We start from the raw sequence: 15,845 nt of genomic DNA on the forward strand, positions 1-15,845 counted from the left end.
TTTATACTTCGGCCATCTAGAGCGCGGCGAACAGATCGCTAAATTACATAGCGTCAAAGGCAAACTTAACTTCACCGAAACTGAAATCGAAGAAGCCTATCGCTTTCTCGACGAACTCGAGCAATTGAAGCTTTCGTGAAGTGAGCTCATTCGTTTGCGCATAAAAAAAACTCCCCTCGGGGAGTTTTTGCCTACTCGTCGTTCAACAGCTTGCCGTTGACCGCGTATTCGCTTTTCTTCAAATCTTCGAGGAATACAAAAACCTTTTCTGGCGGGGCATCGATTGTTTCGGATACAGCGGCAGTGACCTTTTCGACGAGTGCGCGTTTTTGCTCGTCTGTGCGGCCTTCGAGCATTTTTACAGTTACGTATGGCATAATGGATGCAGCTCCTTTTCATTGGATGTTAGGCTTATCATATCAGAATGGAGGAATTGTACAAATGGCAAATGAAGAAAAGCCCAAAAAGAAATTGGGATTCACTATTATAAAAGACGATCCGACAGACGGGCACAAAGGCTACGGCATCGGTTCCTTGTCACTTGAGAACGTGTCACCGCTCATCATCGACGTCGAAGAACAAGACGCGGTGCTTGATATCGGCGCGATGCATGCGAGAAGCCAGACGGAACGCGGCATCAAATTCACGACCAACCGCGAAGATTCCGCAGGCGGAAAAGATTATTGGCTCGTGTGGATCACGATCGACTTCAATCCGGCAGGCCCTTATTATGCCGGCGTCACCGCATGTGAAATGGTCGTCAACCGCGAGAAGCGGCGAGGCTATAAAATTTTGGCGGATCACGTCAATTTGATGGATAAGTCGATGAAGCGGAAAATCATCGTCGACCATATGGACGCACCGTCGAAAAAAGTGCTCGCCGAGTATTTGAAGACCCACAACCCTGAAATGTGGGAACGCAGCCTGGAACAATTGCACAATGATTTGTCACAATAAGGCTGGATTTTTGAACGAAATGTGAAAGATGAAATTCGGTTCTTCCGGCAGTTGAAGTTGAGCCGAAAAAAAAGTAAACTGAGAGTACAGCTTTTCAACTAGAAAGCTAGGACACCTGATAGCGGGCAAGTGCTATGAGCCATTGCGACAAACCCAAGCCCAATGCCTCATGTCACTTTCTCCGCGCCCATCAGGCCAAAAAGGTTTTCTGTGCAGGGAATCGATTCCCTTTGCAGAAAGCCTTTTTGCATGCATGAAAACAGAATCCGGGTTAAGTCTTCTAAGTAGGTAAGGTCCGCATTCGCCATGAATAGTCCACGCCAAATCGGGTAAAGAAAAGTGGCGGAAAAGAGTATTGCACTTTTGCGGAAAACACTTATACTTTGTAAAGTGATTTCAATCTGATAAATAAAGGAGTTTGATTATACATGGCAGGATTCTGGTATACCGAAAAACAAACTGAAAACTTCGGCATCACAATGAAAATCAATAAAACGCTTCATACAGAACAAACGGATTTCCAATATTTAGAAATGGCTGAAACAGCCGAATGGGGCAATATGTTGTTCTTGGACGGCATGGTTATGACTTCTGAAAAAGACGAGTTCGTCTATCACGAAATGGTGGCGCACGTCCCGTTGTTCACGCACCCGAACCCGGAGAACGTATTAGTTGTTGGAGGCGGAGACGGCGGCGTCATCCGTGAAATCCTGAAACACCCTTCTGTCAAGAAAGCGACGCTTGTCGATATCGACGGAAAAGTCATCGAGTACTCGAAGAAATTCTTGCCATCGATCGCATCCGGTTTGGAAGATGCACGCGTTGAAGTAATCGTCGGCGACGGCTTCATGCACATCGCAGAGTCGGAAAACGAATTCGACGTCATCATGGTCGATTCGACTGAACCGGTCGGGCCGGCAGTGAATTTGTTCTCGAAAGGCTTCTACGCTGGCATCTCGAAAGCCTTGAAGGAAGACGGCATCTTCGTGGCACAATCGGACAACCCGTGGTTCACGCCGGACTTGATCAAACAAGTCCAAAGCGACGTCAGAGAGATCTTCCCGATTACGAAACTTTATCTTGCGAACATCCCAACATACCCAAGCGGCTTGTGGTCGTTCACGATCGGCTCGAAAAAATACAACCCGCTGGAAGTGCCGGCTGAACGGTTCCACGACATCGAAACAAAATATTACACGCCGGAATTGCACAACGCGGCATTCGTTTTGCCGAAATTTGTGAAAGATTTGACGGGTGAATAAGATGCGCTTTGACGAAACTTATTCAGGAAAAGTGTTCATTAAAAGCCATCCGAATTATGAAGAGTCGAAAGCAGTCCTTTATGGCATGCCGATGGACTGGACTGTCAGCTATCGCCCGGGCTCGCGTTTTGGCCCGAATAAAATCCGCGAAGTCTCGATTGGGTTGGAAGAATACAGCCCATACCTTGACCGCGAACTTGAAGACGTAAAATTCTTCGATGCAGGGGACATCTCGTTGCCGTTCGGCAATCCGGAAAAATCCCTTCTCGAAATCGAAACATATGTGCACACGCTTTTGGCTGACGGCAAAATCCCAATGGGCATGGGCGGCGAGCATTTGGTGTCGCTGCCGGTCATGAAAGCAGTCGCGAGCCAATACGACGACCTTGCCATCATCCATTTCGATGCGCATACCGACCTGCGTGAAAACTACGAAGGCGAAGAATATTCGCATTCAACGCCGATCCGCAAAATCGCGGATCACATCGGCCCGAAAAATGTCTACTCGTTCGGCATTCGTTCAGGAATGAAAGAAGAATTCGAATGGGCGAAAGAGCAAGGCATGCATTTGTACAAATTCGAAGTGCTCGAACCGTTGAAACAAGTATTGCCCACACTCGACGGCCGCCCGGTCTATATCACGATCGACATGGACGTGCTCGACCCAGCACACGCTCCTGGAACGGGAACAGTCGATGCTGGCGGCATCACATCGCGTGAATTGCTTGCGTCCATCCATGCGATCGCAGCATCCGGCGTCAACGTCGTCGGCTTCGATTTGGTCGAACTGGCACCAGTCTATGACCATTCCGACCAAACCGCCAACACCGCAAGCAAACTCATCCGCGAAATGATCCTTGGGTGGGTTAAATAAGAAAAGCGGAAGCGCCCATGTAGATTCGACGGGCATAAGACGGTCTGGCGAAGCGGCGCTTTCTGCCGCATAGCCAGAATGGCTTATGACCCCGAGAATCTGGGCGCTGGAGCTAGACAATAAGAAAAGCGCAAGCGCCAGAATGGAGGCTAAGCTAAGTGCGCGACGTCCTGTCGCAACGCTTAGCTGACTCACATCCTGTGAGCCCTCGACGGGCATAAGACGGTCTGGCGAAGCGGCGCTCTTTGCCATATAGCTAAACATAAAAGCGAAACAGCCGGTCTGGCATCCAACAGGCCGGCTGTTTCGCTTTTTCTATTAATTGTGAAGCGTGAGGGGCCTTTTTCTCGAGATAGATGTTTACGCAATCAGTTTTAGAGAAATGGGTAAGAAAAGAAATAAAAGGGGGATGCTGCTCCATGCATGATTTTAATGAAGTCTTCATACAAATATTGATTCTCCTGGCGATTGCAATTGCGGTGGTCGGGGTAGCGAGAAAACTAGGCCAACCTGACACGATTGCACTGGTCTTAGTCGGCTTGTTACTTGGGGTCAGCAATCTCCCGTTTCCCTTGATTGACCATGCAGAAGCGTTCATTACGCAGTCTGAAGTGTTCCAAGTCATTATCATTTCCTTATTTTTGCCGATTCTCTTGGGGGACGCGACGCTCAAGCTTCCTTTTCATCACTTGTATCAACAGAAGAACACAGTCCTTGGAATGGCGCTTGGTGGAACATTTCTATCGTTTGTACTGATTGGTTTCTCGGCGCATTACCTACTGGGGCTGCCCATTGCCGTCGCATTTACCTTTGCGGCATTGATGAGTGCGACAGATCCAATCAGCGTCCTGTCAATCTTCAAATCGGCTGGGGTTTCGCAGAAGCTGTCGACCATCATGGAAGGTGAATCTTTATTCAATGACGGAATCGCCATCGTCCTTTTCCAGATTTCCTCTATTTACTTGCTGACGTACATAGAAATGGGGTGGGCAGGTGTAGGAAGCGGCGTGTGGATGTTTTTAAGATTTGCGGTGGGTGGTGTATTGGTGGGCCTGATTCTCGGATTCATTTTTTCCCAGGTGATCCGCTTTTATGACGACTATCCGTTTGAAATTGCGGTCTCCGCATTGTTGTTTTTCGGCAGTTATTTTATTGCGGAGCAGCTCCATGTGTCGGGTGTTATCGCCGTAGTGGCAGGTGGATTTGTCTTTGGTGATTATGGCGGAAGAATTGGGATGTCGGAAACGACCGAACGCAACATCAATTCCTTTTGGGATGTCATCACTTTGATTGCCAATTCGCTTATCTTCCTGATTGTCGGGTTGGAGATCCGCAATATCGATTTCATGGGGCAATGGGGCATTATTGCATTAGCAATTGCTATCGTCATTATCGCAAGAATCATTGCACTGTTTATCAGCACAATGCCGGCGAAGAGCCTGAACAGGAAAGAACGGATTTTGCTGAACTGGGGTGGATTGAAGGGCAGTCTATCAATTGCCTTGGCTCTCAGTCTCCCGTCTAGTTTCGAAGGAAGGGAGACCATTTTGCTGTTAACTTTTTCTGTCGTGCTATTCTCCTTAATTGTCCAGGGGTTGACGATCAAGCCCTTGATTGGCAAATTGGGACTAAAAGAAAAGGTTTCTGGAGAAGACGCACATTAAGCGGGCTGGCTTGAGAAATTCAAGCTAGCTTTTTTTATGCAAGTAAATAGAGCTTTATCAGTTGAAGGTATCGGATAAAAATATTTTGGATTTTGCAGCAATCTTCAGGAGCTAAGAAGAGTAGTCCGGCTGTTGGTTATTTCACATAATGTCGAAATTGAAACTTAATTGAAAACACCCGTCAATTCGGGCTATAATGAAACGGTTATGAACAAACGGAGAGGCGGATGCATATGAAAAAATCGGTGAAAATCAAATTAACGACGATCATCCGCCAGCCGGGTGCCGAAGATCAAGTGATGGAGCTGCGTTCAGAAGGTGTCCTGACCGAGAAAAATGGTCGTCGCTATCTGCAATATGATGAGCGGCAAGACGAGCTCGATATCCGGACAACGGTCAAACTCGGCGAAACGGATGCCGTTGTGATGCGCAGCGGAGGCTTGCAGATGCGCTTGCCATTCCTGCTGGATAAAGAGCAGACCGGCAATTTGCGCCACGGGGAAGAATCGTTCATGCTGACGACCAAAGCGCATGAACTCATCATGACGGAAACCCGTTTCAAAGTGCGCTATGATCTAGCGCTCGGAAACGATTTTGCCGGCGAATACGAAATGGAAATACAGTTTACGGAGGGAACCAAATGAACGCAGTAGAACAAGTGCAGCAAAACATTAAACAGGCGATTGCCGAAGCGGTCCAAAAAGCGGGTCTTACAGAAGAACCGGTCCAGGTCCAATTGGAATCACCGAGAGATAAAGCGAACGGAGATTATGCGACCAACGTGGCGATGCAATTGACGAAACTTGCGAAAAAGCCACCGCGCGCAATCGCAGAAGCCATTGTGGAAAACTTGGATACACAGTCGGCGAAAATCGAAAAAGTCGAGATCGCTGGCCCAGGATTCATCAACATTGTCATCCAGAAAGATTACCTGAACGATGTGATCAAAACCGTACTGGAGCAAGGCGAGGAATACGGCCGCTCGAATTCGGGCAACAGCCAGCGCATTCAAGTCGAATTCGTCTCTGCGAACCCAACAGGTGATCTTCACTTGGGCCATGCCCGTGGTTCTTCTGTCGGCGATTCGATGTGCAATATTCTGGACCTTGCAGGCTATGACGTGTCCCGTGAGTATTACATCAACGATGCGGGCAACCAGATCAATAATTTGGCCTTGTCGATCGAAGGGCGTTATTTCGAAGCGCTTGGCAAAGGTGAAAGCATGCCTGAAGATGGCTACCGCGGACAGGACATCATCGATATTGCTGCGGCACTCGTTGAAGAACACGGCGATAAATTCCTTCATATGACAGAACAAGAACGCTATAAAGCATTCCGTGAACACGGTTTGAAAGTGGAACTTGCGAAACTGCAAAAAGACTTGGCCGATTTCCGCGTCCATTTCGACGTGTGGTATTCGGAAACATCCCTTTACGAAAACGGCAAGATCGACGCAGCATTGAAAAAACTGCGCGACAATGGCCATATCTACGAAGAAGATGGCGCGACTTGGTTCCGCTCGACGACATTCGGCGACGACAAAGACCGCGTGCTTATCAAAAATGATGGCACGTACACGTATTTGACGCCGGATATCGCTTACCATGAAGACAAAATCCAACGCGGCTTCGACAAGCTCATCAATATTTGGGGAGCTGACCACCACGGCTACATCCCGCGTATGAAAGCAGCAATCGAAGCGCTCGGCTACGACCGCGATACGCTTGAAGTAAGCATCATTCAAATGGTGCAATTGTATAAAGACGGAGAAAAGATGAAGATGAGCAAACGTACCGGCAAAGCCGTTACGATGCGCGAATTGGTCGAATTAGTCGGACTAGACGCGGTCCGTTATTTCTTTGCGATGCGTTCTGGCGATTCGCATATGGATTTCGACTTGGATTTGGCCGTTTCCCAATCAAACGAAAACCCGGTTTATTACTCCCAGTATGCACATGCGCGCATCTGCTCGATCTTGCGCCAGGCAGCGGAACAGAACTTTACCGCTTCGACTGAGCATCTGGAGCTGTTGACGGACGAAAAGGAAATCGAAGTATTGAAGAAAATCGGTGATTTCCCGCAAGTCATCGCAGATGCTGCAAAACTTCGTGCGCCTCACCGCGTCACGACGTATATCCACGAATTGGCGTCGAACTTCCACAGTTTCTATAACGCCAACAAAGTATTGGATGCCAGCAATGAAGAATTGACGCGTGCGCGCCTTGCCTTGATCGAAGGCGTTAAGACGACACTCGCAAACGCTTTGAAGACAGTCGGTGTCCAAGCTCCTGAAAAAATGTAGAAGACAATTAGAACTTTCGGTGTATAATGGAGTCATCAAATCAACTGAATAGCAATCATGAAGGTGCTTATGTCTAAGAACATGAGTTAAAAGGGAAGCCGGTGCGATTCCGGCGCGGTCCCGCCACTGTATGTGAGAGCGAACTGCAACAAGCCACTGGGAAATCCCGGGAAGGCGCAGCGAGCGATGATCACAAGCCAGGAGACCTGCCTTCATGAACACCGAACCGAAAGCTTGCGAGGACAGGCCGGACGCGCTTGTTTTTGCGAACCGTCCTGTTAGTCCCCCGCAGTTTCACTGCAGGGGACTTTTTTTAATGAAATGTGGAAGCGGCCGTTATGCCTCGACAGGCGTAAGCCGGATGCCCGAAGCGGCGTTTTTCAGCCGCACAGGGCAGTCGGCTTACGACCCGAGAGGCAGGCCGCTGCAACTGGACAAGAAGAAAAGCGGAAGTGCCCGTTTAGCTCCGATAGGAATAAGACGATCTGGCGAAGCGGCGCCCTTTGCCGCACAGCCAGAGTGGCTTATGACCCGAGCGAGCGCTTGGTAGGGGAAATACGAAAACAACAGGAGGAAAAAAGATGAAAAATACATGGAAATTCGGAGCGGCAGCAGGAATGGCCGCTATGGTACTGGCTGGATGCGGCGACGGGGCAGCACCTGTCGAAGATCAAGATGTAGAAACACCGGCTGAACCACCATCGGAAGTAGCGGAAGCGGAATTTCCGGTCACCTTAGTCGATGCAATGGGCGATGAAGTGGTCATCGAAGAAGAACCGGAGTCATTCGTTTCGATGATTCCTTCCAATACGGAAATCGCTTATGAACTCGGGTTGGGCGAAAAAATGGTCGGCGTTTCGGATTTTGACAATTATCCCGAAGAAGTAGCAGATCTTGAAAAGATCGGCGGCCAGGAATTCAATGTGGAGAAAATCATTAGCCTGCAGCCGGACGTTGTATTAGCGCATGAATCAGGACTCGGCATGGGAACAGAGGGATATCAACAGCTGCGTGATGCTGGGGTGAATGTCTTTGTGGTAGAAAACGCAGAAACATTTGATGAAGTATACGAAACGATTTCCGTTATCGGCCAAGTGTCAGGCGCAGTAGAAGCAGCAGATGGGTTAATTGAGGAAATGGAAGCGCAAGTCGCGGAAGTTGAAGAACTGGCGGCTGGTGTTGACGAATCCAAATCGGTCTTCGTGGAGATCGGCAGCGAACCGGAACTTTATACAGCTGGGACAGGTACCTTCATCCACGAAATGTTGACGATGATCCAAGCTGAAAATGTCGCGGGTGATCAAGAAGGCTGGATTAGCATGGATCCGGAAGCAGTCGTTGCGGCAAACCCTGAAATCATCATCACGACAGAAGGCGGTTATATCGAAAATGCTGCTGAATTGATCAAAGAGCGCAGCGGTTATGCAGATGTGACGGCCGTGCAAGAAGATGCCATTTATGAATTGAACCCTGATACTGTCACGCGTCCAGGCCCGCGTTTGACGGAAGGCTTGATGACTTTGGCAGAAGTGATTTATCCGGAGACCTTCAGTGAGTAAATCTGCACTCGCCTATGTAGTCTCCCTGATTTTATTGGGCGGGGCAGTAGTGCTCGGAGTGACGGTCGGGACGGTGCCAATTTCACCGGCGGTTATCTGGAATCCTTCATCGGACGAAGCAGCTGCGAATATTTTATGGAATATCCGCATGCCGCGTGTGGTGCTTGCGGGACTAGTCGGTGCGGCACTTGCGATTGCGGGCGCAGCTTTTCAAGGCTTGCTGAAAAACCCGCTCGCTGATCCATATACTTTGGGAGTGTCGTCCGGTGCCGCTGTCGGTGCCGTGATGACGCTTTTTTTCGGCATCTCCATTCCGTTTCTCGGCCTGTTCACCTTGCCGGTCATCAGCATGATCGGCGCATTGATCACGATGCTCGCCGTCATGGGCTTTGCACGGCTTGTCGATCGGTCGATGAAGATGGAAACAGTTATTTTGACCGGCATCATCTTCAGTTCATTCCTGGGGTCGATCATGTCCTTGATGATTGCGTTGACCGGTGAAGAACTGCGGCAGATCATCGGCTGGCTGCTTGGCAGCGTGTCGATGCGCGGCTGGCCCTATGTCCAGATGGCGCTGCCGTTTGTGCTTGTCGGTTCATTCGTCTTATGGCTTTACCGCCGGGAATTAAACGCGATGCTGTTCGGGGAAGAACGTGCACAACATTTGGGTGTGGACGTCAAGAAGAGCAAGATGGCGATTTTGATCGGTGGATCGGTCCTGACGGGATCAGCAGTTGCCGTTTCCGGGACCATCGGCTTTGTCGGCTTGGTCGTTCCACACATCACACGCCTCGTATGGGGCTCTGACCATCGCCATGTCTTGCCGTTATCATTCATCAATGGGGCCGCACTTTTGATCGTTTGCGACCTGGTGGCGCGGACAATCATTTCACCGACCGAATTGCCGATTGGCGTAATCACTGCGTTTATCGGGGCGCCGGTCTTTGCATTCATCTTTTTCCGCCAGCGCAGAGGAGGGCTTTAAATGTTGCAAATTGAAAAGTTGTCAGGCGGCTATGGCGATAAGAAAATCGTTGACCGCATCTCATTCGGTGTCGAAAAAGGCCGCATGCTCGGGATACTCGGGCCGAATGGCAGCGGCAAATCTACCTTGATGAAATTGATCAGCGGCGTCTTGGAGCCGACAGCCGGCGTTGTCCGGATCGACGGCAAGCCGGTTGGCGATTTCCCAGCCAAGGAACTGGCCCGTAAGATGGCGGTCTTGCCGCAGCTACACGCACATGCTTTTTCACACACTGTCCGTGAAACGGTTTCTCTAGGCAGGTATCCGCATCAAAGCGGCTGGTTTTCGTCTTGGTCCGAAGAAGATGAAGCGGCAGTCCAGGAAGCGATGAAGCTTATGGACATCAGCCACTATGAATCAACATTACTTGAAGAGATGTCCGGAGGCGAACAGCAGCGCGTTTTCGTAGCGCAAGCCTTGGCGCAAAACGCGGCGGTCTTGCTCCTTGACGAGCCGACCAACCATCTCGATATCAACCACCAGAAAGAATTGTTGGATACCATCAAAAAACAGGCGATCGAAAAAGAATTGACGGTTATCTCCATCTTCCATGACATCAATTTGGCTTCCATGTATTGCGATGAACTTCTATTGATGGACGAAGGAAGCATTGTCCGAAAAGGCGAGCCTCACGAAGTTGTCAGGACGCATGATGTCGAATCTGTCTACCAGACGCGTGTCAGCAACCACCCCCATCCGGAGCTGCCGAAGCCGCAAATCACCTTATTGCCTGGCGTGCGCAGAAAGCTGGCGGGACAGCGAGTGAGAGCCGAAGATTTTCTCGTGACTCCGGAATTTGTCGCCTACCAAAGCCAGCTTCCACTGAAGACCGTTTCGTCTGCCGTCGTCAACGCGGGTTCAGGCTGGTTCCGCAATTTCCTCAATCGACGCGTCGATGCCAGTTATAATATCGACAATAGTTTTGAGGAAATGGTCGATTATATCGAAGACAGCGGATTGAAAGCGACGGATACCGTAGCGATGATGACCGCTGTCCGCACAGAGCATGCAATTGTACGTGAATACGCGGGGGATTTCGGCAGCATCGTCGTGGCGGTGCGCGGTAGCGCGTGAACAGCGCGTCGGCACCATCAATACGTGGATCATGGTCAACGGCATTCTGTCGGATGAAGCTTTTATCCAAGCGATGATCACAGCGACGGAAGCCAAAACGAAAGCCTTGCAGCATGAAGAAGTCATCGATCCCTTGACTGGGACAATCGCGACGGGCACCTCAACCGATAGTTGCCTGGTCGCCGCTACGCAGCAAGGAGAAGCGCTGCCGTATGCAGGGCCGATTACTGAAGTAGGGAAAATCATCGGCACGGGTGTCTTCGAATGTACAGTTGAAGCGATCCACCTTTACCGCGAGGCGAAAAAAGCATGATCCACCATGTGTTGGCCATTGGCATCGGCCTATTGCTCGACCGCATAATCGGGGATCCGCCCGAGTGGCCTCATCCTGTTCGCTGGATCGGCACCTTGATCAATGGATTGAAAATACGCCTGAATGTTCCACAGCATGCTTTTCGCAACGGCTTTGTCATGCTTTTGATTGTATTGGCGATTGTCGCAACAGCTACGATTGCTGTCGTTGCGGTTGCTTATTCGCTGCATCCAGCGATCGGGGTTTTAGTAGAAGCGCTGTTGATCGCTTCCGGCTTGTCGCAAAAAAGCTTGAAACAGGCAGCGGAAGATGTTTACACACCGCTCGTCCAAGGTGATTTTGCGCTTGCCCGAAAAAAGCTGTCGTGGATTGTCGGGCGCGACACAGAAACTTTGGGAGAAAGCGAGATTACCCGCGGCGTCGTCGAAACGGTTTCCGAAAACACAAGCGATGGCATTACTGCTCCGATGTTTTGGGCGCTATTGTTCGGCGCGCCTGGGTTATGGATGTACAAAGCGGTCAATACGTGCGATTCGATGGTCGGCTATAAAAATGAAGAATTCCGTGATTTCGGTTTTGCTTCCGCAAAATTAGACGATGTGTTGAATTACGTGCCGAGCCGTGTGACGGGCTTGTTGATCGTGTTATTCACCCGAAATGAAAGCGGTATTCTGTTGAAACAGCGCCTGTCGATCTGGTTGCGCGATGCCAGGAAACATCCGAGCCCGAACAGCGGCTGGCTGGAAGCGGCAACGGCCGTGCAGTTAGGCATCGAACTTGGAGGCGTGAACTCCTATGGTGGCGTCCGGTCAATCCGCGCTAAAATGGGCGAACCATTGTTCAAACTCGAAGCAACACATATTAAAAGTGCAGTGAACCAAATGAATATTGCCGCAATCAGTTTTTTCGCACTGATTGCAATAGGGGGAATCCTGCTTGAAATTGCCTGAACACGGAGCCAATCCGCATCGCCTCTACGAACAATCGGGGCACAAGCAACCTTCGGAAGTGATCGATTTCAGTGAAAACGTCCATCCGTTCGGACCGCCCGTTTTTTTAAAAGAGCAATGGGGAGATTTTTACGATTTGCTGTCTTCGTACCCAGACCCGGAAGCGGAACCTTTCCGTTCAGCGGCGGCCGAATACCACGGCGTCGGAAAAGAGCAGGTCGCTGCCGGAAATGGTGCTGCAGAAATCTTTAACTGGCTTGCAAAGCGTTACCGAGGCAAACGGGTGATGCTGGTGGAACCGGCGTTTTCTGAATACCGGAGCACTTTGGAATCTGAGAAAGTCCATATATTGGAAATTGATTTAAAGCCAGCAAATGTTTGGCAATTGCAACTGAAGGACCTAAAAGAACAGGTGGGAAATTGCGATGCATTGTATGTATGCAATCCGCATAATCCGACCGGACGCTTGATGGATTTGGCGGAACTCGAAGAAATCGCAACGTTGTGCAAAGGAAAGTGTGAGCTGGTAATCGATGAAGCGTTTATTGATTTTATCGGAGAACACGCATCGTTCATTCCGCTGCTGAAACGGTATCCGCATGTCATCATCGTCCGTTCGATGACCAAAATGTATGCGCTTGCGGGTCTTCGGCTTGGCTATGTCATTGCCGAGCCCAGTGTCATCCGTGAATTGGCAGGTGCCGCGGCCCATTGGAATGTCAACGGTTTAGCTGCTGCAGCCGGTGCACGCTGTTTTTCCGAAGAGCCATACCGAAAGCGGGTGATTGCTGCGGCCGCCAGTGAACGCGCGAAGATGGAAGCTTGCCTGGAGATGATGGGCTGTCCGTTCGTGCCGTCAGCCGCAAACTTTCTTTGTTTTCAATTGCCCGACCCGGAGCGTTCAGAACCGTTTTTCCATGCCATGCTAGAAGCAGGGGTCGTCTTGCGCCATACTTATTCATTTAAAGGAATGGACGGCGGATGGTTTCGCATCGGCATGAAAAGCGCCTCAGCAATGGAACGGTTGAGAAAGGAGATGCAGGAATGGTTCCAGGACAACTAGTTTTCATATCAGGGGGAGTGCGCAGCGGAAAAAGCGCTTATGCTGAAATGCTTGTGCGCAGCGCCCCCTCTGAACGAACTGTATATATTGCCAGTGGCATGGCGCGTGACCCGGAGATGGCTGAACGCATTGCGCGTCACCGCAAAGACCGTGCAAAAGACGGCTGGTGGACAATTGAACAGCCTCAGCAATTGTCCGAAGCATTGCCGCTCATACGGCAAAATGACGCGGTGTTGTGGGATTGCGTTACGACCTGGCTCGCAAATGAACTGTATGAAGGGTTTGAGCAAGGCAGTTTATGCTCAGACACGCCGGGCTGCATGGAGCAGAAATGGCAGGAGCTAAAAAACACTATCGATTTGATCCGGGCGAAAGCCGTTTATTTTGCCGTCGTTTCCAATGAAGTGCTGGATGAACCGCTTGTCGCCCCTACTTATCAAGAGTGGCTTGGAAAGATTCACCAATGGCTCGCAAGCTGTGCAGATCAGGCAATCGAAATGGAGAACGGCCTTGCAATTCGAAGAAAGTGAAGGTGATGCGGATGGCGAATCGGAGGCTTGGGGGCTTGCTGCTCGCATTTCAATTCTTTTCATCCATTCCGGTACATAAAGAGATTCCGATGAAAAAACCCCAAGTGACAGCAATGTACTGTTTGTTGCCTGTGGTCGGATTAATGATGGGCGCAATGGCTTCAGTCGCGATCTGGCTAATGAAGGAAAACACCGATATGGGTCCATTAATGATTGCGTTTTTGCTGGCTTCATTATTGTGGGCGATAACCGGAGGCTTGCACATGGATGGGTTGGCAGATACCGGCGATGCTTATTTTTCATACCAGGACAAGGACAAGCGCCTGGAAATTATGGGAGACCCACGCATTGGCGCATTCGGGGCGATGGTGCTGATTTTTGCGATTGTCGGTAAGATCATCGTTCTTGCAGAACTGATCCCGACTGTGTCACTGATCGCCCTTGCCGCTGTACCAATTATCAGCCGGGTTGGCCTGTCTATATTGTCAGTTACTGCAAAGCCGGCGAAAACAAAAGGGCTCGCTGCCTATTTTCAGCGTTTGATCGACCGCAAGACGATATTGTCAGCAATGTTCGCTTGGTCGCTGCTTATGCTTGCCATCTTATATATATTCTGTGGCTGGATAGTGGCGATGGCCTTTTTGGTTGTTGTGCCCACTGCGACATTTGCTTATAAAAAATGGTGCGACAAGAATTTCGGCGGTGTCACGGGCGATTTGCTCGGGGCATACGCAGAAGGAATGGAGCTGTTGTTATGGGGAATGCTTTTGTTCTTCGTCTGATCCGCCACGCGCCGACCGCCGGGAATTTGCGGAGGGCATATATCGGCTGGACCGATGAACCGATTTTGCCGTTCGAAGCAAAAGTGAATCATACTATCAACCTCGTGTGGGGGAGCGATTTACTGCGTTGCCGGCAAACGGCCCAGCTATTGTTTCCGACTGCCAGTTACCGGGCAGTGCCAAATTTGCGGGAACTGAATTTCGGGGATTGGGAAAATTGTACGTACAGCGAGTTGCAATTTAACGAACGCTACCGCAAGTGGATTGATGACCCTGAGGCAGTGCAGCCCCCGAACGGGGAAAGCTTCCAGCAACTGGCGGAACGGATTGACCAGTCAATAGAAACTTTTTCCGAAACAGGAGACTTTACGCTCGTCACTCACGGCGGGCCGATTCGCTACCTGCTGTCCAAAGCAAATGGACAGCCATTCTTTTCCCAGCAAGCAGTACACGGGCATTGTTATACCGTCACATGGGCGAGCAAATCGGCGTATAAGGAGGGCCATCCATGCATATCGTATTCGGCGGAGCCTTTAACGGCAAGCGCAAGTATGTAAAAGAACAGTTGGAGCTGGATTCAAGCGTTTGGCTCGAAGGCGAACTGCCGGCACCGGGTGAATCCGCAGTAATTGCCGGATTGGAGCAATGGATCCGCAAGCAGCTGGAACAGCAACGACCGGACCAGGATATAATAGCGGCAATCCGTGAACTTGCGGAAAGCGCAGGCGAACGCATCTGGATTTTGACTGACATCGGCCGCGGCATTGTGCCGCTTGATCCGCTTGAACGCGAATGGCGCGATGTCACGGGCAGGAGCTATCAGTATTTATTCGGCAACGCGGAGCACATCACACGCATTTGGTACGGTATACCACAAACAATCAAAGGAGATGGTCGAGATGAATATTTACACGAAAACCGGGGATAAAGGGCAGACAGGATTAATCGGGGGGCGGACGGACAAAGATGATCCGCGCGTGGAAGCATATGGGACGATCGATGAGGTAAATTCATTTATCGGAAAAGCGATGACAGAACTTGACCGCGATGTGTTCGCCGATCTTCTGGAAGATTTGCAGACGATCCAAAATGAATTATTCGATTGCGGCGGCGATCTGGCGGATGTCCGCAACACGCCGCAATACAAGACAAATGAGGAATCAGTCGAACAGCTGGAACGCCGCATCGATGTATTGATGGACGAACCGCCGCTTCTTGAGCGTTTTATCCTTCCGGGAGGCACGCCCGCTGCAGCGACTTTGCATATCGCACGCACGATTACACGCCGTGCGGAGCGCCAAACTGTAAGCCTAGCAAAAACCGGCGAAGAATTCCCAGCGGTCATCCAGCGTTATTTGAACCGTTTGTCGGATTATCTTTTTGCAGCAGCACGCGTTGCCAATTCGCGAATGGATGTAGCGGACAATGAATATGTGCGCAGCGCCAAAGTCTTCAAGGACGGTGGGCGTTCGAAAAAGCGGGAGGAATGAC

The 15,845-nt window shown here is 50.3% G+C and carries 17 protein-coding genes, 1 pseudogene and 1 riboswitch; of the genes and pseudogenes, 17 read left to right on the forward strand and 1 reads right to left on the reverse strand.

Annotated elements, in window-relative coordinates; all coding sequences use genetic code 11:
- Positions 1–191: 191 nt before the first annotated feature.
- Positions 192–377, reverse strand: a complete 186-nt coding sequence (locus ON064_RS07300) for a 2-hydroxymuconate tautomerase (RefSeq protein WP_058382915.1) — start codon at positions 375–377, stop codon at positions 192–194.
- A 64-nt stretch (positions 378–441) separates the two neighbouring features.
- Between ON064_RS07300 and ON064_RS07305 the strand changes: the two genes are divergently transcribed.
- From ON064_RS07305 to ON064_RS07385, 17 genes and pseudogenes are all read left to right on the forward strand, one after another.
- Positions 442–957: a YwhD family protein gene (locus ON064_RS07305; RefSeq protein ID WP_058382916.1), complete on the forward strand. Its 516-nt coding sequence runs from the start codon at positions 442–444 to the stop codon at positions 955–957.
- 428 nt (positions 958–1,385) lie between these two features.
- Complete coding sequence (gene speE / locus ON064_RS07310; RefSeq protein WP_058382917.1) at positions 1,386–2,219, forward strand: spermidine synthase; 834 nt, start codon at positions 1,386–1,388, stop codon at positions 2,217–2,219.
- A 1-nt stretch (position 2,220) separates the two neighbouring features.
- Complete coding sequence (gene speB, locus ON064_RS07315) at positions 2,221–3,093, forward strand: agmatinase (protein ID WP_274624250.1); 873 nt, start codon at positions 2,221–2,223, stop codon at positions 3,091–3,093.
- Positions 3,094–3,512: 419 nt separating this feature from the next.
- The gene (locus tag ON064_RS07320) at positions 3,513–4,757 is read left to right on the forward strand and encodes a cation:proton antiporter (RefSeq protein ID WP_216970574.1); all 1,245 of its coding nucleotides are present in this window, start codon (positions 3,513–3,515) and stop codon (positions 4,755–4,757) included.
- Positions 4,758–4,990: 233 nt separating this feature from the next.
- A complete protein-coding gene (locus ON064_RS07325; RefSeq protein WP_121298403.1) occupies positions 4,991–5,401 on the forward strand; it encodes a YwiB family protein in 411 nt (136 codons plus the stop codon).
- Complete coding sequence (gene argS, locus ON064_RS07330; protein WP_216970573.1) at positions 5,398–7,059, forward strand: arginine--tRNA ligase; 1,662 nt, start codon at positions 5,398–5,400, stop codon at positions 7,057–7,059. The genes ON064_RS07325 and argS overlap by 4 nt, the downstream gene beginning before the upstream one ends.
- Before the next feature lie 44 nt (positions 7,060–7,103).
- Positions 7,104–7,287: riboswitch (cobalamin riboswitch) on the forward strand.
- Between the two features lie 88 nt (positions 7,288–7,375).
- On the forward strand, positions 7,376–7,609 hold the full coding sequence (locus tag ON064_RS07335; protein WP_274624251.1) for a hypothetical protein: 234 nt from the start codon (positions 7,376–7,378) through the stop codon (positions 7,607–7,609).
- Between the two features lie 31 nt (positions 7,610–7,640).
- Positions 7,641–8,618 carry an ABC transporter substrate-binding protein gene (locus ON064_RS07340; protein WP_274624252.1) on the forward strand — a complete coding sequence of 326 codons (978 nt, stop codon included), beginning with the start codon at positions 7,641–7,643 and terminating at the stop codon, positions 8,616–8,618.
- Entirely contained in the window at positions 8,611–9,603 is a 993-nt protein-coding gene (locus ON064_RS07345; RefSeq protein WP_058382923.1) for a FecCD family ABC transporter permease, read from the forward strand. Before ON064_RS07340 ends, ON064_RS07345 begins: the two co-directional genes overlap by 8 nt.
- 84 nt (positions 9,604–9,687) lie before the next feature.
- Positions 9,688–11,029, forward strand: a pseudogene (locus tag ON064_RS07350) (adenosylcobinamide amidohydrolase).
- Complete coding sequence (cbiB, locus tag ON064_RS07355) at positions 11,026–11,979, forward strand: adenosylcobinamide-phosphate synthase CbiB (RefSeq protein WP_274624253.1); 954 nt, start codon at positions 11,026–11,028, stop codon at positions 11,977–11,979. Before ON064_RS07350 ends, cbiB begins: the two are co-directional and overlap by 4 nt.
- The gene (cobD, locus tag ON064_RS07360; protein ID WP_274624254.1) at positions 11,966–13,042 is read left to right on the forward strand and encodes a threonine-phosphate decarboxylase CobD; all 1,077 of its coding nucleotides are present in this window, start codon (positions 11,966–11,968) and stop codon (positions 13,040–13,042) included. The genes cbiB and cobD overlap by 14 nt, the downstream gene beginning before the upstream one ends.
- On the forward strand, positions 13,024–13,572 hold the full coding sequence (locus ON064_RS07365) for a bifunctional adenosylcobinamide kinase/adenosylcobinamide-phosphate guanylyltransferase (RefSeq protein WP_274624255.1): 549 nt from the start codon (positions 13,024–13,026) through the stop codon (positions 13,570–13,572). The genes cobD and ON064_RS07365 overlap by 19 nt, the downstream gene beginning before the upstream one ends.
- Positions 13,573–13,583: 11 nt before the next feature.
- Positions 13,584–14,354, forward strand: coding sequence for an adenosylcobinamide-GDP ribazoletransferase (gene cobS / locus ON064_RS07370; protein ID WP_274624256.1), 771 nt, complete (start codon positions 13,584–13,586; stop codon positions 14,352–14,354).
- On the forward strand, positions 14,327–14,911 hold the full coding sequence (locus tag ON064_RS07375) for a histidine phosphatase family protein (protein ID WP_274624257.1): 585 nt from the start codon (positions 14,327–14,329) through the stop codon (positions 14,909–14,911). Before cobS ends, ON064_RS07375 begins: the two co-directional genes overlap by 28 nt.
- On the forward strand, positions 14,863–15,282 hold the full coding sequence (locus tag ON064_RS07380) for a bifunctional adenosylcobinamide kinase/adenosylcobinamide-phosphate guanylyltransferase (RefSeq protein ID WP_274624258.1): 420 nt from the start codon (positions 14,863–14,865) through the stop codon (positions 15,280–15,282). The genes ON064_RS07375 and ON064_RS07380 overlap by 49 nt, the downstream gene beginning before the upstream one ends.
- On the forward strand, positions 15,254–15,844 hold the full coding sequence (locus ON064_RS07385; RefSeq protein ID WP_274624259.1) for a cob(I)yrinic acid a,c-diamide adenosyltransferase: 591 nt from the start codon (positions 15,254–15,256) through the stop codon (positions 15,842–15,844). The genes ON064_RS07380 and ON064_RS07385 overlap by 29 nt, the downstream gene beginning before the upstream one ends.
- Position 15,845: the final 1 nt, after the last annotated feature.

Origin of the sequence: Planococcus sp. A6, from assembly GCF_028823615.1 — a bacterium.
Classification (GTDB): Bacteria; Bacillota; Bacilli; order Bacillales_A; family Planococcaceae; genus Planococcus.

Excerpts from the sequence above, each read along its gene's own strand:
- ON064_RS07300 (WP_058382915.1), bottom strand. The coding sequence starts at position 377 with ATGCCATACGTAACTGTAAAAATGCTCGAAGGCCGCACAGACGAGCAA.
- ON064_RS07305 (WP_058382916.1), top strand. The coding sequence starts at position 442 with ATGGCAAATGAAGAAAAGCCCAAAAAGAAATTGGGATTCACTATTATA.
- speE (WP_058382917.1), top strand. The coding sequence starts at position 1,386 with ATGGCAGGATTCTGGTATACCGAAAAACAAACTGAAAACTTCGGCATC.
- speB (WP_274624250.1), top strand. The coding sequence starts at position 2,221 with ATGCGCTTTGACGAAACTTATTCAGGAAAAGTGTTCATTAAAAGCCAT.
- ON064_RS07320 (WP_216970574.1), top strand. The coding sequence starts at position 3,513 with ATGCATGATTTTAATGAAGTCTTCATACAAATATTGATTCTCCTGGCG.
- ON064_RS07325 (WP_121298403.1), top strand. The coding sequence starts at position 4,991 with ATGAAAAAATCGGTGAAAATCAAATTAACGACGATCATCCGCCAGCCG.
- argS (WP_216970573.1), top strand. The coding sequence starts at position 5,398 with ATGAACGCAGTAGAACAAGTGCAGCAAAACATTAAACAGGCGATTGCC.
- ON064_RS07335 (WP_274624251.1), top strand. The coding sequence starts at position 7,376 with ATGAAATGTGGAAGCGGCCGTTATGCCTCGACAGGCGTAAGCCGGATG.
- ON064_RS07340 (WP_274624252.1), top strand. The coding sequence starts at position 7,641 with ATGAAAAATACATGGAAATTCGGAGCGGCAGCAGGAATGGCCGCTATG.
- cbiB (WP_274624253.1), top strand. The coding sequence starts at position 11,026 with ATGATCCACCATGTGTTGGCCATTGGCATCGGCCTATTGCTCGACCGC.
- ON064_RS07365 (WP_274624255.1), top strand. The coding sequence starts at position 13,024 with ATGGTTCCAGGACAACTAGTTTTCATATCAGGGGGAGTGCGCAGCGGA.
- cobS (WP_274624256.1), top strand. The coding sequence starts at position 13,584 with ATGGCGAATCGGAGGCTTGGGGGCTTGCTGCTCGCATTTCAATTCTTT.
- ON064_RS07375 (WP_274624257.1), top strand. The coding sequence starts at position 14,327 with ATGGGGAATGCTTTTGTTCTTCGTCTGATCCGCCACGCGCCGACCGCC.
- ON064_RS07380 (WP_274624258.1), top strand. The coding sequence starts at position 14,863 with ATGCATATCGTATTCGGCGGAGCCTTTAACGGCAAGCGCAAGTATGTA.
- ON064_RS07385 (WP_274624259.1), top strand. The coding sequence starts at position 15,254 with ATGAATATTTACACGAAAACCGGGGATAAAGGGCAGACAGGATTAATC.